19 protein-coding genes are annotated in these 17,885 nt (G+C 39.4%); 16 read left to right on the top strand and 3 right to left on the bottom strand.

Annotated features, from left to right (window positions below):
• The first annotated feature begins 45 nt into the window (after positions 1 to 45).
• The 4 genes from AACV01_RS16080 to AACV01_RS16060 all read left to right on the top strand — a co-directional run bounded on the left by AACV01_RS16080 (position 46) and on the right by AACV01_RS16060 (position 2,405).
• Positions 46 to 702: a phage tail tube protein gene (locus tag AACV01_RS16080; protein ID WP_161683246.1), complete on the top strand. Its 657-nt coding sequence runs from the start codon at positions 46 to 48 to the stop codon at positions 700 to 702.
• Positions 703 to 753: 51 nt separating this feature from the next.
• Positions 754 to 1,059: a phage tail assembly chaperone gene (locus tag AACV01_RS16075; protein ID WP_004245960.1), complete on the top strand. Its 306-nt coding sequence runs from the start codon at positions 754 to 756 to the stop codon at positions 1,057 to 1,059.
• Positions 1,060 to 1,085: 26 nt separating this feature from the next.
• On the top strand, positions 1,086 to 1,364 hold the full coding sequence (locus tag AACV01_RS16070) for a DUF1799 domain-containing protein (RefSeq protein WP_080972380.1): 279 nt from the start codon (positions 1,086 to 1,088) through the stop codon (positions 1,362 to 1,364).
• 552 nt (positions 1,365 to 1,916) lie between these two features.
• On the top strand, positions 1,917 to 2,405 hold the full coding sequence (locus AACV01_RS16060) for a type II toxin-antitoxin system death-on-curing family toxin (protein ID WP_049195202.1): 489 nt from the start codon (positions 1,917 to 1,919) through the stop codon (positions 2,403 to 2,405).
• Positions 2,406 to 2,487: 82 nt separating this feature from the next.
• On the opposite strand, the gene AACV01_RS16055 is transcribed toward AACV01_RS16060, so the two are convergent.
• Together AACV01_RS16055 and AACV01_RS16050 are read right to left on the bottom strand one after the other, a co-directional pair.
• Positions 2,488 to 3,321 (bottom strand): phage antirepressor N-terminal domain-containing protein, encoded by an 834-nt coding sequence (locus AACV01_RS16055; protein WP_161683244.1) that lies wholly within the window; start codon positions 3,319 to 3,321, stop codon positions 2,488 to 2,490.
• Between the two features lie 69 nt (positions 3,322 to 3,390).
• Positions 3,391 to 3,543 (bottom strand): Arc family DNA-binding protein, encoded by a 153-nt coding sequence (locus AACV01_RS16050; RefSeq protein ID WP_230089741.1) that lies wholly within the window; start codon positions 3,541 to 3,543, stop codon positions 3,391 to 3,393.
• Between the two features lie 119 nt (positions 3,544 to 3,662).
• Here AACV01_RS16050 and AACV01_RS16045 point away from each other — a divergent pair, with 119 nt between their 5' ends.
• The 7 genes from AACV01_RS16045 to AACV01_RS16015 all read left to right on the top strand — a co-directional run bounded on the left by AACV01_RS16045 (position 3,663) and on the right by AACV01_RS16015 (position 11,320).
• Entirely contained in the window at positions 3,663 to 3,908 is a 246-nt protein-coding gene (locus AACV01_RS16045; RefSeq protein WP_131679895.1) for an Arc family DNA-binding protein, read from the top strand.
• 49 nt (positions 3,909 to 3,957) lie between these two features.
• Complete coding sequence (locus AACV01_RS16040; protein ID WP_161683242.1) at positions 3,958 to 5,697, top strand: AAA family ATPase; 1,740 nt, start codon at positions 3,958 to 3,960, stop codon at positions 5,695 to 5,697.
• A 69-nt stretch (positions 5,698 to 5,766) separates the two neighbouring features.
• The gene (locus AACV01_RS16035) at positions 5,767 to 6,627 is read left to right on the top strand and encodes a DNA adenine methylase (protein WP_154611305.1); all 861 of its coding nucleotides are present in this window, start codon (positions 5,767 to 5,769) and stop codon (positions 6,625 to 6,627) included.
• Between the two features lie 259 nt (positions 6,628 to 6,886).
• Entirely contained in the window at positions 6,887 to 7,756 is an 870-nt protein-coding gene (locus AACV01_RS16030) for a hypothetical protein (RefSeq protein WP_046334561.1), read from the top strand.
• A 59-nt stretch (positions 7,757 to 7,815) separates the two neighbouring features.
• A complete protein-coding gene (locus AACV01_RS16025; protein ID WP_161683240.1) occupies positions 7,816 to 10,755 on the top strand; it encodes a phage tail tape measure protein in 2,940 nt (979 codons plus the stop codon).
• A gap of 22 nt (positions 10,756 to 10,777) precedes the next feature.
• On the top strand, positions 10,778 to 10,990 hold the full coding sequence (locus tag AACV01_RS16020; RefSeq protein WP_004247512.1) for a hypothetical protein: 213 nt from the start codon (positions 10,778 to 10,780) through the stop codon (positions 10,988 to 10,990).
• Between the two features lie 39 nt (positions 10,991 to 11,029).
• The gene (locus tag AACV01_RS16015; RefSeq protein ID WP_004247513.1) at positions 11,030 to 11,320 is read left to right on the top strand and encodes a hypothetical protein; all 291 of its coding nucleotides are present in this window, start codon (positions 11,030 to 11,032) and stop codon (positions 11,318 to 11,320) included.
• 19 nt (positions 11,321 to 11,339) lie between these two features.
• Here the strand turns inward: AACV01_RS16015 and AACV01_RS16010 are convergent, their stop codons facing one another.
• Positions 11,340 to 11,540: a hypothetical protein gene (locus AACV01_RS16010; RefSeq protein WP_004245944.1), complete on the bottom strand. Its 201-nt coding sequence runs from the start codon at positions 11,538 to 11,540 to the stop codon at positions 11,340 to 11,342.
• 143 nt (positions 11,541 to 11,683) lie between these two features.
• On the opposite strand from AACV01_RS16010, the gene AACV01_RS16005 reads away from it, so the two are divergent.
• From AACV01_RS16005 to gpJ, 5 genes are read left to right on the top strand one after another with little or no spacing between them, the layout of a single operon-like run.
• On the top strand, positions 11,684 to 12,025 hold the full coding sequence (locus AACV01_RS16005; RefSeq protein ID WP_112843560.1) for a phage tail protein: 342 nt from the start codon (positions 11,684 to 11,686) through the stop codon (positions 12,023 to 12,025).
• On the top strand, positions 12,022 to 12,765 hold the full coding sequence (locus tag AACV01_RS16000; protein WP_004245940.1) for a phage minor tail protein L: 744 nt from the start codon (positions 12,022 to 12,024) through the stop codon (positions 12,763 to 12,765). The genes AACV01_RS16005 and AACV01_RS16000 overlap by 4 nt, the downstream gene beginning before the upstream one ends.
• Positions 12,762 to 13,472 (top strand): C40 family peptidase, encoded by a 711-nt coding sequence (locus tag AACV01_RS15995; RefSeq protein ID WP_161683238.1) that lies wholly within the window; start codon positions 12,762 to 12,764, stop codon positions 13,470 to 13,472. The genes AACV01_RS16000 and AACV01_RS15995 overlap by 4 nt, the downstream gene beginning before the upstream one ends.
• Positions 13,469 to 14,056, top strand: a complete 588-nt coding sequence (locus AACV01_RS15990; protein WP_161683236.1) for a tail assembly protein — start codon at positions 13,469 to 13,471, stop codon at positions 14,054 to 14,056. Before AACV01_RS15995 ends, AACV01_RS15990 begins: the two co-directional genes overlap by 4 nt.
• Before the next feature lie 51 nt (positions 14,057 to 14,107).
• Positions 14,108 to 17,884: a TipJ family phage tail tip protein gene (gene gpJ, locus AACV01_RS15985; RefSeq protein ID WP_161683235.1), complete on the top strand. Its 3,777-nt coding sequence runs from the start codon at positions 14,108 to 14,110 to the stop codon at positions 17,882 to 17,884.
• The last annotated feature ends 1 nt before the right edge of the window (position 17,885 follow it).

Below are 17,885 nucleotides of genomic sequence, written 5' to 3'. Positions count from 1 at the left end.
CGCCGCTTAATTGCGGTTTTTTTATACCTAAAATAGAGGTTAACAATGGCCTATAACATTCCTAATGGGTCGCGTGTTTACGTCGCAAGTAAATACGATGACGAAATTAAAATTACTGAGGCGACCAATGCCGAAGAAGCTGTTCTAACAGTTGATGACATGGGCGACATTGCAAAAGGCGATATTGTGCATGTGACATCTGGATGGAAGAAAGCTTCTGGTGCGTTCCGTGTTGCAAGTGTTATTGAATCTAAAGTCACCCTAGAGGGTGTAGATACCAGTGATAAAAACGTATTCCCTGTAGGTGGCGGTACAGGAACATTAAAGAAAGTACTATCATGGGAAGTCATGCCACAGGTAATGACACTGTCTACCGAAGGTGGGGAACAGCAAACTCAAGAGGTTCAATTTCTTGAAGATGAGCAGGCAGAAACTATCGATACCTATAAAAATGGTGTTGTACAGGTTTATACCTTTGCTCACGATGCCAAGTTGCCTATCCGTAAATTGCTAACAAAATTGGACGACAGTAAGCAAGTTACTGCAATCCGATTCTTCAATAAACGCGCAGAAGAAGATCGCTATTACACAGCTTCAATTTCATTCCAACGTGTGCCAAACACCGCTATCAACGAAGTTGAAAACGTAACAGCGCGATTCTCACTTAAATCTGAAATGCAGATTTATACCAACGCATCTTAATCAATAAATACTCACAACAGCCCCGAAACAGGGGCTTTTTAAGGACTGATAATGCCTAAATTTACACTCGTCCCAAATCCAACCTTCAAAGCTAACGTTAAAATTCCTGTTGCCGGCAAAGAAAAGCCAGAAGTAGTTACATTCACATTTAAACATCACTCAGTAAGTGAGCTTGATGGAATGCGAGAAAAACCGATTTCTGAGTTCTTTGAGCAGATTATTGCTGACTGGGCGATCGAAGAGCCATATAACAAAGAAAATTTAAACATATTGTTAGATAACTACCCTTCAGCCTCTCGTGCTATTTCATCAACGTATTACAACGAACTGTTAGGTAACCGCGAAAAAAACTCCTAACGGTCGCCGAGGCAATGTATGGCGGAATGAGTTCAAAAGAATCGACTGAGTTCGAGCGCGCTTTTGGCTTTCCGCCTGATATTGATGATGTTGAGGTGTGGCCTGATGTTTGGGATTCGTATCAAGTATTTTCAGCTATGAATACACAGTGGCGTGTAGGTATGAATGGTATCACAGGCTTGGATTACAACCCATTAAACCAAATAATGGACTTACTCAACATCAAAGATAGAGCGACCGTTTTTAGCGATATCCGCATTATGGAAGCTAAGGCGTTAGAGGTGATGCATAAGAGGTCGCAATGATGAACTGATCAGTGGTAAGCGTCGACTGGTGAGTAGGAAGAGATAGGTTCGTTTTCTGAAAGCGCTAATCCCAACCTTGTCCGAAGATAGCTGAGTGACGACATTGGTAGGTAGCTGACGCCTAAAACCGCGTTTATAGACCTCTATAACCGTTTATAAATGAAAAAAACAAGCTTTAATTGATAAATCTTGGTTGTAATAACGTCAAGATGACTCTATTATAAATATGCCGCTGGTCGAAAGGTTCACAAAAAATAATCCAGTACCCACTAAGAGTGTGGGTAGTTTTGTACATGCAGAGTAACTGCAATAACCTCAAAATTGTCTATTTTGTATATATGCCAGAGATCCTGGTAAGAGGATATTCATATGAGTCACGCACTGAGAAAGGCTAGTCGATTAGATATACCGCCTCGTGACAAAAGTAAAATTGCGTCTCCTAGAGCGGTAGTTGGATATAATTGCTCACACAAAGATCAGGTGAGAAATGCTTTCATCCTTGGATTTGATCGTTATGAGACGGCTATGGATAAATTATCTAAGGTGTAATCGATGTCTAGGGAGTTTGGTTATCATCTTGAAGGCGTAAATTACTTATCCGTTGATGATATAATTTATATCAATGAGGCTCTTATTAAAGCGCAAACGCCAGATGAGCCAATCCGAGTTCTAAACCAAAGCAACCTAGAATCTTCACAAGCTAGACCTAGCTTAATAAGATATTATGAACAAACAGAGGATATGTTTAGGCTATCCTCTGTTCTTATTGAAAGTCTAATCCAAAATCATCCTTTCGCGAACGCCAATAAAAGAACAGCCATGATGTGTGGTTATGTTTTTTTATTAATAAATGGCTATGAGCTTACTGCGCCAGGTGATGATATGGTTGATATTGCATCTGGTTTAGCCACTAAAAATTATAGTTGCGAAGATCTCGAAGATTGGTTGTGTCATTGGTCTAGGGAGTATGACGCAGCAGAATTATGTAATCCTGATTTTGGCAAGCTATGCTGTAGTGTGATTAAATTAAAAAACACCTAATCTTACTCAACTGAAAACTAACCCACTCCGGTGGGTTTTTTGTTGCCTGAACCTAGCCCGTCCTTGGGCGTTACTACTGTTGTTATGCAATTAACGGAGTATTTAAAATATCTCCGCTTTTCTCACCTTGCATAACTTGGGTGCGCAGGCGGAAGTTTTGCAACAACTCAATGAGAGCATTAGAGTCACGTTGTAATTTTTGAATGTATTCAACACTGACAACGTTATGACCATCAACGCTAACTACTTGTTGCTTTCCATTTTTATAAGAAACTAACCATCTTCCTTCTTTTGGTATGGTTACGGTGATTGAGTTTTGATTTGGTTCAAAAAGTATATTTTCATCCTGTTTAGGAATGTATTCACCCTCAAGAACGAACTTGTGAATATACTCAACCGCATCGGGTATCTGATCTGCTGTTAGCTCTTCAATGCTACTAACATTAAATTTCTGGTGAACAAGAGAATAGGCTTCTGGGTACATAATGCCTTTCTTACTAACCAGTAGATTAACAGCATTCTTTAATGGGTTGCGTTCTTGAACAGTTGACTTGTGTTTTTTCTTAACTTCACCAGTAGTCCAATATTCATAAAGTACATCATCACACTCTTCTTGATACTTGATTACTTTATCGCGGATTTCAGGTTTAACCTTATTCGGCATGATTGAATATAGCCAGCCAGTTAATTTATGCATAGCCAAGCAAATCATTGATTGCTCACCACCTTTTGAAGGTATTGCGATTTCCACAATACCTTTGCTAAAGCGTTTTTTTAACTTGGTAAACTGTGATGCCCAATCTAAGCCCATGCCCTCAATGATAGGCTTCATTGGTACATATGGATTCCCATCATGATTTACGATACATAAATTTGCACCGTGGAAAGGCACATTAATTGTTGATATAGTACTCATAGTTCGTTTCCTCTAGATTCGGACTAAATAAGAAGCCTCGACTGTTCGCGCAGTTGGGGCTTCGCTGTTTTAAGAGCTCAATAAACCATCTTGTATGAGCGTTCGCTTTAATCTCTGAACCAACTCTGAATTCAGAGATCTTCCTTCTTTCTTTGCAATAATCTTCAAAATTTCTTTGATTTCGGGGTCGATTCTTAACCCCAATGGGGAAACTTCTCTCATCCTCATTTCTTTGCCCTCTGTGTAGCTAAAGTGTAGCCATAAAGCTATCAACTTAAAAGTATTTAGTCAACATTATTTTAGCTACACTGTGATGCTAAATATTGCAGAGGGTAGCTACAATGAAAGGCATGAGAGGCTTAACGCCAATGGGCGTTAGAATACCTGATGATTTAAAAGAAAAAATTCAAAAGAGAGCGCTTAAAAATGGGCGCTCTATGAACTCGGAAATAATAATGATCCTACAGGAAGCTGTAGACGAAGAAAGAAAACCGAAGAACATAGACGAGCTAGCCAACTTAGAATCTGATAAGTTCAAAGAGCTATTCATGGAAACCGTCAAGAAGATGTACGAAGAAAAGAAATAAAAATACTTGAAGAGTTCTATCGAATAATGTCCTACGGCAAGGAATACTGATGAAAAAGAATAAAAACCCTACCAGAGTAAATTCTATTGAGGTTGTTAAATTCAGAGGCCTAGAAAACGTAACAATAAACTTTGGTAAGAGAATAACCGCTATCTGCGGAAAAAATGGAACATCTAAATCAACAATTTTAGGTATTTTGGCACAGGTTTTTAGCTTCAGAGATGATGTATCAGTAGAGCCACCAATAAAATTGACTGATTATAAAACATTAACAGGAAAGGGCTTTAAATCAGAGTTTTCAGAGCACTTTAGGTTTTCTGAAAAGCATGATGTAGGCGGAAAAATGCATGTTAAGCTGTCCGTTTATGATGCGTACACTGGTATTACTCCACCAGATTTAGAGTTGAGGATATATGATTATTCAGACCGAAATAAAGCAAGACCTGTAGTCAGAAAAAATACAACAATCGAAGGTAAGAATGAGAGCCGTAACCTGACTCACCCTGTTATTTTTTTAAGTCTTCGTAGGTTATTGCCTATAACATTAAGGGATGAATACAACGCGGTCACAAGTTCTTTTTTGGAAGATAATAAAAGCGATATTAGAGCTATGTATCAATATTTAACAGGTAAAGACAGCTCTAACTTGTTGACTGGAACCGTGGGAACTATTAACTCAATGGTCATGCACTCCGATTGTTATGATCATGAATCAGTATCTGTCGGCGAAGACAATATAGGCCAAATAGTCCAATCCTTGTTCTCATTCAGAAGGCTAAAGTCACAATATGCCGATTATCATGGTGGGTTGCTTTTAATTGATGAGGCAGACGCTGGACTTTTCCCTGCCGCGCAGAAACGGTTAATCGAAGTGTTGGAAAAAGAGTGTAAAAAGTACGACTTACAAGTCGTATTAACAACGCACTCACCGACATTAATAGAAACACTGCATAAACTATCCCAAAATGATAGAGAAAATAATTATAAGGTAGTTTATCTTACTGATACCTATGGCAAGCTAGAATCCATGGAGGATTGCACTTGGTTAGATATAAACTCTGATTTACATATTGAAACTATCGAGATTAATAATGAGTTATCACTGCCAAGGGTAAATGTTTACTTTGAAGATAAGCAGGCATATCAGCTGTACTCTGCACTAATCAGAGTTAGACAGATAAATAAAATTGCGAAACCATTAAAGGAAATAGCAATGAGTTGCAGTAGCTATATTTCTTTAATGCAATGCAAGGTGCCAGAATTCACATCAAAAAGTATAGTTGTCTTGGATGGCGATGTAATGGAACAGCAAGGGAAAAGGTTAGATAAGGTACTGAAGAATAATAATCTTGTATTCCTTCCAACTAAATTAGCCCCAGATCAATTGCTATTCGAATTTTTTTACAATTTACCAGCTGATGATCCGTATTGGAAAAACAACCCCATAAAGCTTACTAAGCCTGTTTTTAAGAAGATAGCGAACGAAATAATCACACAGCTTAATATTGAGGGTGAAACTATAGATTTATATGAGTACATTAAAAACCATAAAAATGACAAAAGTGAGACTAATAAGCTCCGTGACCTCTTTAAGAATTTTAATACAAACAGTACAATTGAAAAGCTAATTTCAGGGAAAATTGAGTTTAATCCCTACGCTGTTTGGGCTAAAAGAAACAAAAGTGAAACTGAAATTTTTGTAAATAGAATGAGGGAATCTTTAAAGTTTGTTTTATCTAATGGACACCACATTAGTGATACTTTGATAGAAGCCTATTTCATTGAATAGTAATGACTTATTTTTATGGCCATAAAATATTTTTGCTGTTAAGCTATCGTAAAAATAGAGGGAAATGATATGCGTTTTAATACCCCGCTAAGATACCCTGGAGGAAAGGGAAAGCTTACACAGTATTTTAAAGGGATCATTGATAAAAATAATCTCAAGGGCTGCCATTATGCAGAGCCATTCGCAGGAGGCGCTGGCCTTGCGTTGAATTTGTTAGCCCATCAATATGTTGGTCATGTATATCTTAATGATATCAATCCTGCTGTATATGCATTCTGGCACTCTGTGTTACATCGAAATGATGAGTTATGTTCGTTGATAGAAAACACCGATGTCACTATGAATGAGTGGCATAGGCAAAGAGATGTGATGAGTAAATTAGACTCAAGTGATTTGCTTGCGTTGGGATTTTCTGCATTTTTTCTTAACAGAACTAACCGATCAGGCATTTTGCTTGGTGGAGTTATTGGCGGCAAGAAGCAAGAGGGGGATTGGAAGTTAGATGCTAGGTTTAACAAAACAAATCTGATTCAAAGAATCAAAGCGATTGGTAATAACGGCGAAAAAGTATCAGTGTATAACTTAGATGCGCTGGAGTTTATCGATAGTGTTGTTAAAAAACTTCCAGAAAAATCTCTTACGTATATAGACCCTCCGTATTATGTAAAGGGTGAGGGGTTATATGAAAATCACTATGTGCATGATAATCACGTTGCTATAGCTAATAAAATAACAAATGAAATAAAATCTCCTTGGGTTGTGTCATACGATAATGTAAAGGAAATTTCTGACATGTATGACGGATGTAAAACATTAGACTATGAGTTAACTTATAGCGCCCAAGAGAGAAAAAAAGGTATGGAACTTATGTTTTTTAGCCGTGATCTTATAACGCCTAAGACGTCAGACCCAGCAAAATACAAACCATAATACACAACCTGCTTCGGCAGGTTTTTTTATTGTCTGATCCATACGCTAAAATGATAAATTCCACTCTATATAAATCAATGTGTTATGAAGCGTGAAACGCAAGCATTTTTCATACATCACTATGATATTAATAGAAAAGTAGACTTCTTGATCCAAACATCAAAAATAAAGCCAAATTAGGCAGGTTTTTTGTTTGCTTCAATTTGCGGCTACACTCAGCTAACATTAAGAAAACTAAATTAAGAACTGAGAGGACGGGATGAAGAAATTATTACTTGGTGTAGCGTTGTTGTTGATTGGTTCAAATGCCATTGCTGAATGGGAATACAAAAAACATTTTGATGAGATGAGAGGATCTGAAAGCTATACGGCATCGCTTCAATCAATGCCAATAAATAAAGATATAGATAACGAGTTGTTACTTCTCTTATCCAGCGATAATAATTCCACGTCGAGTTTAGCTGGCTTACACTTACTCAGTGGCAGATTTGATTGCGACAACCCCAATTTATGCAAAATAGCGGTAAGGTATGGCAATGGCGCGGTGAAAAGTGTATTTGTTAGACTTAATGATGAAAGGAACCTTGCTTTTTTCATTAACTCTAATGAGGTTGCGGAAACATTAAGGTTATCAGATGTTATGTATGTTGAGATACCAATATTCAGAAAAGGTAGCGCACAGTATAAGTATGATACATCAGGATTTAAATGGACGGGAATTGAAAAAACAGGAGAATATTTAACATCCTTAGGTTCCATTGATTTCACAAAAGAATTACCAAATATTCCTAGTAATACTTATAAAAATGATAGAGGGAGTGTTTGCTATGACATTAATGATTTTTCATTTGGGATAAAAGTAAAGGCGGTAGGAAAGGCTAGTGTGTGCATAGATGGGAAATTCCCTATTTATGTTGAAGTTAGTAATGTAAAAGTTAATAAAAATGACTTTGTGAAAGAGGTTAATTTAGCTAGAAAAGCCGATGAAGACACAGAGGGGAATACTCACATGTGGTTAGCGAGTGATGATGAATTTCTGACTATGATTCTTCTTACAAAACCAAATAAAAATGGATATGAGATATTCATGGATTATTCGCCAAGAATAAATATTTATAGTCAAAAGTAACTTTATCGAAAATAGACAAGCCACCTTCGGGTGGTTTTTTTATATCTGGAGGAAATTAAATGGCAGACATTGCAACAATATCACTAAAGGCTGATACGTCAGATCTGGAGCGTGGTACACAAAAGTTAAAGGAGTTCGGCGATACAGCAGAAAAGGTAAGTAGTTCTTCGCGAAATTTAAATGACCAGTTTAATAGAGGGGTTGATCATCAAAAGAGAGCGGCCGACGCGATAAAGAGGCAAAAGAAAGAACTTGATGACTTATTAAATTCAATAAATCCAACCAATAAAGCATTTGATGCGCTTGATAAAGCTACTCAAAAATTAATAGAGGCAAATAAAAAAGGGATATTACCAAAGGATCAGTTTGCAGACTATAACGCCATACTTGAGCAGACTAGAGATAAATTAACACGAGTTAATATGTCTCTTACTGCTGAAGGGCGGGCGTTGTTAGCTCAAGAGGCGGCAACAAATAGAGCCAAGCAAGCTGCTGATGATTTTTTAAATTCACTGAAAAATCAAACTGAAATTATAGGCAAAACGAGGACAGAGATTTTAGAGTTAAAAGCGGCTCAACTTGGCGTGTCGCAACAAGCCGCGCCGATGATCAACAAGCTAAAAGAGCAAGAAAAAGCATTCTTGAATGGCTCAATCACTATTGGTCAATATCGAAACGCTATGCGACAACTACCAGCCCAAATGACAGATATTGTTACGTCATTAGCATCAGGAATGCCTGTTTGGATGGTGATGATACAACAAGGGGGGCAGATAAAGGACTCGTTTGGTGGTGTCGGTAACTCACTAAAAGCGTTAGCATCACTTATTACCCCTGCAAGAGTTGCTATGTTTGGTTTTGCTGGTGCTGCGGCAGCTGTGGCGTTAGCCGCGTATAAAGGGTCGCAAGAATTTGGCGAGTATAATAAGCAGTTAATTCTTACTGGTGGTTATGCAGGAAGAACAGCTGCACAGCTGGATGCTTTGGCTAGAAGCTTATCGGGGAATGGGATCGCTCAGTATGGAATGGCTGATACTATCTCAAAAGTAGTTGGATCTGGTGCTTTCTCGGGCCGAGATGTTGACATGGTATCTAAAACCGCTGCTGCTATGGAAAAAGCCGTTGGTCAATCGGTTGATGAGACAATAAAGCAATTTCAGAGATTGCAAGAAGATCCAGTTAAAGCAGTCACTGAATTAGATAAATCATTACATTTTTTAACTGCTACCCAATTAGAACAAATAACCACACTTCAGACGCAAGGAAAAGAGCAAGAAGCGGCTAAAATGGCTATGGAATCATATGCCAATGCTATGGATGAGCGAACCAAACAGATAAAGGAAAATCTAGGTACGCTTGAAAAAGCTTGGCAATGGGTTGGCAATGAAGCTGAAAAAGCATGGGATAAAATGTTAAATATCGGCAGGGAGAAGACTCTTGAGCAGCAAATTCAAGAGTATGAAGAAGCTTTAATTGAAGCTCAAATAAAACCTGCTGGAAAAGATATACTACGATACAAAACAGGGTTAACCGTAGATGAAGTTAAAAGTAAACTCGCTCTATTAAAAGAAAAACAGACTCAAATCGCTATAAAAAATGCAAGTGAAAAAGCCGCAAGAGATGAGGAAGAGCGTAAAAAGGCGCAATTTAGAGCCGATCAAGAATTAAAGCGACAATACGAAACCGCAGAGGAAAAGCACCAGAGAACACTCAATGAGATAAAAAATAACGCGTATGCATCTCAAGCTGCAAAAGATGAAGCCATCCGCCGAGAGAAAGAGCGTTACGAGAAAGAAAAAGCCAGAGGTAAAGGTAAAACCCCAACCTACCGACCAGATTATGGTACTAGAGTAGACGAATCAGCAAATCAAGCCCTACTATCCCTACAAGCACAATTAAAGGTGCTAAAAGAGCATAAAACAGTCAGTGATGTGATTAGCTCTGAGCGTAAAAAACTTTGGGATATGGAAGCGAAAATATCAATCCTTGAGGAAGCTCAGAAAACAAGGCAGTTAACCAAGGACGAAAAGGCGTTGCTTGCTAAAAAGGACTACATTCTTGCTTCTCAAGAAGCATTGGCCATAGCTGGTGATGAGGTTAAGCTTCAGGAGTTACATGATCGTGAGTTAGATAAGCAACTTAAACGTGTTGAAGAAATTAATGCCAGAAGTCGCGCCTTAGAGTTGGGAGCTGGTAAGTCTGGCCGCATGTATCAACGAGACATCGCACTAGAGAAAGTTAAATCACCAGACGAGAGAAAAGCTTTAGAGGAGTATTATGCTAAGGAAGACTCTATTCGTGCTGACTGGGAGTTAGGTGTTAAGAAAGGCTTTGCTGAATTCCAAGACCAAGCCACAGATGTTTACGGCAACGTAGCTCAAATTAGTCAATCAGCATTCCAAGGCATGAGTAACAGTCTCTCTGATTTTGTATTGACGGGCAAAGCTAATTTTGCTGACTTCACTCGCTCATTCTTAGAAATGACCACCAAGATGATAATGCAGATGGCTATGCTAAATGCTATGAAAGCGGCATTTGGCGGTAGTGCGGTAGGTAATTTCTTTGGGTTTGCAAGTGGTGGTTATACAGGCGATGGTGGAAAACATGATCCAGCGGGTGTAGTACATAAAGGCGAGTTCGTCTTTACCAAGGAAGCAACGCAACGATTAGGTGTAGATAATCTCTATCGACTAATGGATGCAGGAAAGAGAGGTTATGCTTCAGGTGGTCATGTCGGTGGTTCTGCGCCCATGTCGGTTACACAGCCAACAGCATTTATCGCTCGCAATCCTCAAATTGCTGGTGGTGGGGTGAATGTGACAATTGATATGAGCGGCGTCAAGATTGAAACCGAACAGCAACAAAGTGCAATGCCAAATATAGATGTGAGAGCTGCTGAGCAATCGTTAAAGAATAAAGTTAAAAGCCTTTTTATTAGTGAAGGGCGAGAAGGTGGTGATTTGTACAAGATCATTAAAGCAGTATCAGGAAATAGATAATCATTTAATAAGAGAGGTATTTATGAAATTAAAATTAGGAAATATTTGTATTCGTCCAGAAGATAAAGAAATTAGCATTCCAGTAGATGTATACATGGGAAATGAAGCTGATTTTGAACCACCAAAAGCATATCTGGTTTATCAAACTAGCTTTGATGCTAATAAGCCTCTTTCGGAATATTTTAAAGAATCCGAAGAATATGCAAGAAAAACAATTAAAGAATTAAACCAATAACAGCCACCAAATTCTGTGGCTTTTTAATGAGAGGTAGTTATGAAAATCAAAGTAGAGTTCCCATTGTTATCAAACAAATTTTCAGGAGTGGAAATTACAGGGGATGTGAAAAGATATGGCATTGGGGCTATAAAAATAAGTGAAAAACCTATATTAACGTCAGAAATTACAGTAACGGAGATAGTGGGAAATAATACCCCAGATGAAGAACCAAAGTTACAATTTAAGTACACAGAGGATTATAACCCAAATGAAACATTTGCTTCATTTATGGGGAGAGCGGAAAAATATGCAAGAACCATGATAGATCGCATAAAGGCGGCACAGTAACCGCCTTTATAATATGGTACTAATTATGTAAATGTGACTGAATGATACCAAACGCCTCGATAGTTACAGGACTATCATGCGATACTTTATTTAATTCACTAATAAGTTTTTCTTTTTCAATATCAGACATATTCCTAATCATTACTTGAATTATATACTCTAAAGCAAGAGTACGTGTTTGAAGGGTCTCTATGTCTTTTGCCATTTCACTAACTAACATATTCAATTCTCCATCGAAGTAAGTCAGCCATTCCTTCGGTAAGTTTCTCTGGGCTGAATATATAAAATAACCTAATGGATATTTATTAATATCCTGATATTTGATCAGGCGGCTTTGTGTCGCCTTTTTTATTGGAGTAACCAATGGAAGAGTTTAAATGGCGAACACAAATACAAGATTCGCCAAGTGGTGAGTTCAAACATCGCATTAAAGAAATTGAATTTGGAGATGGTTACAAACAAGTTGCTGGTGATGGTATTAATCCAGAGTCTCAAACGTGGCCATTTGCTTATATGGGGCTGAAAGATGAGGTGATGCCCATTTTAAAATTCATTCGGCGACACACTGCAAAATCATTTATTTGGACACCTCCATTTGGTGAAAAAGGTCTTTATCGAGTTAAAGCTGATTCAATATCGATGATCCCCATATCTGGTGGAGTAATGAAATTGTCAGCTACGTTTGAACAGGCATTTAGCGCATGAATATCACAGCAGATGTACAAAAATTAGAGCCGGGTAATAAGGTTCAATTAATTGAGGTGGATGGCAGTGAGTTTGATGGGCCCATTCTTCGCTTCCATGCTTACAATCTACCTCATACACCAGAAGAGATAGAGCAATCTAATGGTGATATCAAGCCAAAACCAATTTGGTGGCAAGGCAATGAATACGGGGCATGGCCTTATGAAGTTGAAGGAATGGCAAAAAATAGTGATGGTAGTCCAGCGAGACCATCTCTAAAGGTTGCCAATATAGATGGCTTAATTTCATCTCTATGTCTTCAGTTTGACGACATGGTGCAAGCCAAAGTGACTATTTATGAGACATTTGCTCACTATCTTGATGCTAAAAACTTTCCTGAGGGAAATTCAACAGCTAATCCAGACGAATGCTTTAAACAAGTTTATTACATCGATCGTAAAACTAATGAGGTGGCTGGCGAATCCGTAGAGTTCGAGCTGTCTAGCCCGTTTGATTTGCAGGGAGTAATGATACCCGTTCGACAAATTCATAATCTTTGTTACTGGTGCATGAAAGGCGATTATCGTAGTGGTAATGGGTGCTCATATTCAGGGAATAAATATTTTGATGAGAGAGGAAACCCTGTTGATGATCCAGCGCTAGATAGTTGTGGTGGGCTTATTAGTGATTGCAAAAAACGCTTTGGTGAGAATGAGCCATTAGATTTTGGAGGGTTTCCCGCTGCGGGGTTAACGAGATGATCACAAAAAAATTAAGAGAATCGATATTTCAACATATAAAAGCCGAATATCCCAAAGAAGCTTGCGGAGTTATCTGTCAGAAAAGTCGAGTTAAAAAATACTTTCCTTGTAGCAATCTTTCAGATAACCCAACAGAGCATTTTGAGCTTTCTCCAGAAGATTACGCTCTTGCTGAGGACTGGGGTGAGCCAATAGCAATTGTGCACAGCCATTGTGGTGATGGTGTAACGACTCAACCTAGCGAAATAGATAAATTACAGTGTGATGCAACTGGATTGCCTTGGGTGATCGCATCATGTCCAGAGGGTGATATTCGAATTATTTACCCTCGAGGTGAACGCGAATTAGAAGGCCGTCCTTTTGTGCTTGGTTATGCTGATTGCTGGTCGTTAATCATGGATTACTACCACCAAAAACACGGTATTGAGTTACATAACTACAGCGTTGATCGGCATTGGTGGGAAGAAGGCGAAAACCTGTATATGGATAACTACGAGAAAGCGGGTTTTGTTGACGTCACTGGCGAGCCGAAAGAGGGCGATATGGTGATTATGCAAGTGCAAGCCGATGTGCCTAATCACGCTGGTGTGATTATGAATGGTATGCTACTTCATCACTTATATGGACAACTGAGCAGACTGGTTCCTTACAGCGATTACTGGCGGGATCGGACGGTAAAAATAGTGCGGAGGAAAGAGTTTGTATGAGCCTAAAAACAATACGTCTATATGGCGTTCTTGGTGCAAAGTTTGGGCGTGAACACAAATTAGATATAGATTCACCTCGTGAGGCGATTAAGGCGCTCTCTGTGCTTTATGATGGTTTTGAACAGTTTCTTGCTAATGCTCATTTAAAAGGAATGGAGTTTGCTGTATTTAAGGGGAAACGAAACATTGCTGAAGATGAATTACATCTTGATACCAAAGAAGAGATCCGCATAGCACCAATCATTAAAGGAAGTAAACGAGGCGGATTCTTTCAAACTATGTTGGGCATTGCCATGATCGGTGTCGCGACATTTGCCCCTTGGGGGGCTGCTTTGTGGGCGAGCGATTTAATCGGAACCATAGGTTTAGGTGTAGCACTTGGTGGTGTTTACCAGATGCTTTCACCTCAACCGCGAGGTCTATCAATGAGGCAAGATTCAGATAACAAACCATCTTATGCCTTTGGCGGAGCTGTAAACTCTACTGCGCAAGGAAATCCAGTTCCTTTACTTTATGGACTGGACAGGCGAGAGGTAGGTGGGGCAATTATTTCCGCAGGTATTTATACAGAAGATCAGCAATAACATAAACGAATTTCAGAATAGCCACTATGTGGCTTTTTTTATGGGTGAAATATGGAATTAATTCATGGTGCAAAAGGTGGTGGCGGTGGCGGACATACGCCCACGGAATCACCAGATAGCTTACTTTCTGAATCAACAGCTAAGATTTTATTGGCTATCTCAGAAGGTGAAATTGCTGGTGGCTTAGACGATACTCGTATTTTTCTTGATGATACACCGATTGGCAATGCGGACGGTACTAAGAATTTTGAGGGTGTCACTTGGGAATTTAGACCGGGTAGTGAACACCAAGAATACATTCAGGGTATCCCATCAGTAGATAGCGAAACATCGGTAGGATTGGAATTAAAAGACGATCAACCCTATGTACGTAGCATTAGCAATACTCAGTTATCTGCAGAACGCATTAGACTATCTGTTCCTCAATTACTTCAACAGCACGACAATGGGGACACTACAGGCTATAGAATTGAATATGCCATTGATTTATCTACAGATGGCGCTGGATATAATGAGGTGTTGAGGTCTGCTTTTGATGGTAAAACGACCAGCGAATACCAGCGAACACACCGCATTGACTTACCCAAAGCAAACACAGGTTGGCAGATCCGCGTCCGACGATTAACTAAGAATCAGAACACCGCTAGAATTGCTGATAAAGTTACTATTTCTGCGGTAACGGATGTTATCGATGCTAAATTGCGTTATCCAAATACGGCCCTATTATTTATTACCTTCAATGCGCGTCAATTCAATAACCGCATTCCTAAAATTAGTGTTCGTCCTAAGGGTGGACTACTGATTAAAGTGCCAACGAATTACGACCCAATTAACCGGACCTATTCGGGTGTGTGGGATGGTACTTTTAAGCTTGCAGCAACTAATAATCCAGCGTGGGTATTTTATGACTTGGTTTTAAATAACCGCTATGGGTGCGGTGATCGCATTAAAGCTTCGCAGATTGAAAAGTGGGATTTATACAAAATAGCACAATATTGTGATGAGTTAGTGCCAGATGGTCATGGTGGTGATGGTAAGGAGCCTCGATTCCTGTGCGATGTTTATGTTCAATCGCAAGAATCAGCATACCAAGTACTGAGAGATATAGCGGCTATTTTTCGTGGTATGACATTTTGGGCTGATAACAAGGTTAATGTTGTCGCTGATATGCCAGATAGTATTTTTAGAACATTTACCAATGCCAATATTGTTGGAGGTAAGCCTGCTTATTCAGGAGGTAGTCAGCAAAATCGATATACGCAAGCATTAGTTTCCTACACAGACATCAATAACCACAGTAATGATGCGATTGAGGCTGTGGCCGATATTAAACTACAGCGTCGTTACGGAGTACGCAAAACTGAAATATCAGCGATAGGTTGCACTCGACAGACGGAGGCTAACCGTAGAGGTCGTTGGGCGTTACTCACCAATGCTAACGACAGAGTTATTAGTTTTGCGACAGGACTAGAGGGGGCAATACCTTCTCCTGGTCATATCATTGCTGTTGCCGACTCTACGTTAGCTGGAAGAGATAATGGTGGACGTATATCGCGTGTAGAAGGCAGAAAAATAACACTTGATCGCAGAGCTAATATTAAAGCTGGTGATAGGTTGATTGTTAATCTGCCAAACGGGCGCTCAGAGGGAAGAACCGTATCACTGGTTGCTGATAATATCATTACAGTTTCAACGGAGTACTCACAGGAGCCAGAGAAAAACGCAGTTTGGACAGTTGATGCTGATGATTTAGCATTACAACTTTATCGGGTCGTTAACATTACTGATAATGGCGATAATACATACACTATTACTGGCGCAATCCATAACCCAAGCAATTACGATCACATTGATTCTGGCGCCAGAATAGATGAGCGCCCAATCACCATTGTTCCGCCGGGTGTGCAGGCACCACCTAAAAACATTCGTATATCATCCTATTCTCAGGTTAGTCAGGGCATTTCATTTACTACTTTGCGTGTTGATTGGGATGCAGTTGATAATGCCATTACCTATGAGGCTCAATGGCGGAGAGATAATAATAACTGGGTATCAATGCCAAGAACATCAACATGTGGGTTTGAAGTTGATGGCATTTATGCTGGTCGTTATCAGGTGAGAGTTCGTGCGATAAATGCGTCTGAAATATCCAGTATTTGGGCTAACGCACAAGAAACAATGTTAACAGGCAAAATTGGTAACCCTCCAAAACCGGTTAACTTCAGAGTGTCACCATTAGTCTTTGGCATTAAGTTAGATTGGGGGTTTGGTGAAAATACAGGGGATACTTTAAAAACTGAAATTCAGTACAGCAAAACGAATGATGGTGAAGGCCTGATGCTGTTGTCTGATGTTCCTTATCCCTCAAAAACCTATGAGATGGCAGGCTTAGCTGCTGGAGTGGTATTTTATTTTAGGGCTAGGCTGGTGGATAAAACAGGCAATCAATCTGAGTGGACTGATTTTATTCGCGGGGAGTCAGAATTTGACACTAGCACCATATTGCCAGAACTCGGCAATCATTTCATGACAGCAGAGGCAGGTAAACAACTTGATGAAAAATTGAATTGGAATACGGAGTCTATTGCTGAACTGGTTAATGCCACCTATGAATTATCTACTGACTTACTCGTTAGAGATGGTAATGCACTGGCGGGAATCAAAGATTTAAGAAAGGTTTTCGCAAATCAACAGGAGGCATGGGCGCAGGAAATCAAAGAAATTTATTCTGCTGTTGGTGAGAATAAATCGGCTATTGAAGAAACTCAAACCTCAATCACTAAACTCGATGAGGCGTTCGGTCAGCGTTTTACCGCAATCCGAACTGATATGGATAATGCTCAAGCTGATATTATTTCAAATTCCCAAGCCATCTCCAACACAAATAAGGCTTTTGCTGAAAACAAGAAGCAAGTTCAGGCTAAGTTTGATGAGCAAGAGGGCATGATACAGGAGAAAATGCAGGCCACGTTTGAGCAATCAGGCGACGGTGTTGTGACCCACTCGATTAATATCACCATTAAACACAATGGCGTGAGTTATAACGCGGCAGGGCAAGTAATTAGTGCTCAGGTTAAGAACGGCAAGCTTGAAAGTTTCATTGGCTATAACGCGAATAACTTTGCTTGGTATAACCCTGTAAATGGCAAGATGGAATTATTCATGTATGCCAAAAACGGGCAGTTCTTTATCAAAGAAGCGTTTTTAGATAAAGCGAATGTGCGTGAAATGGTGTTATCTGAGGCTATTAAATCCAAGAATTACGAATTAGGTAAAGCTGGGTTTATCATTGATGCAAATACTGGTAACGCCGAATTTAATAATGCGACATTTAGAGGAACTATCGACGGAGCTGACGGTAATTTCAAGGGAACCGTTTATGCTGAGAGGTTAATCGGTGATGTATCTACGAGTTATGTTATAAAGGGCTCGGAATCAGAGGGTACTTACGGTAGTTATCAAACACAGGTCACTTCATCCAAAGTTATTTATGCTGGAGGTATGCCATACGATGTGATGATTACTATACCGTTAGTTATCGTCATGGGTGAGGCAACCGATCTGTCCAGCGTTATGGTGTCAATAGTAGTTGATGGGGAAAAAAAGTACCTTGATGTTGCTAATACCGCAGAGCAAAGAACTCCAGCGTATAATTTTACCTACTCACACTCATTTTCTCAGTATTCATTCACAATTCCAGCAGGAAGAAAAAATGTAGAGATAATCATTAACGGGGAAACCACGGGGAAAGGGCACGTTTACGTTAAGCTATTCGACTGCCTCGTCACTGCCAGTAAGTCAAACTCTTCATCATTTAGGAACTCATAAT

Origin of the sequence: Proteus sp. G2609 (assembly GCF_963896135.1) — a bacterium.
GTDB lineage: Bacteria > Pseudomonadota > Gammaproteobacteria > Enterobacterales > Enterobacteriaceae > Proteus > Proteus mirabilis.
Note: the sequence above shows the minus strand (reverse complement) of the source record. Positions and strands in the feature narration are given on the sequence as shown.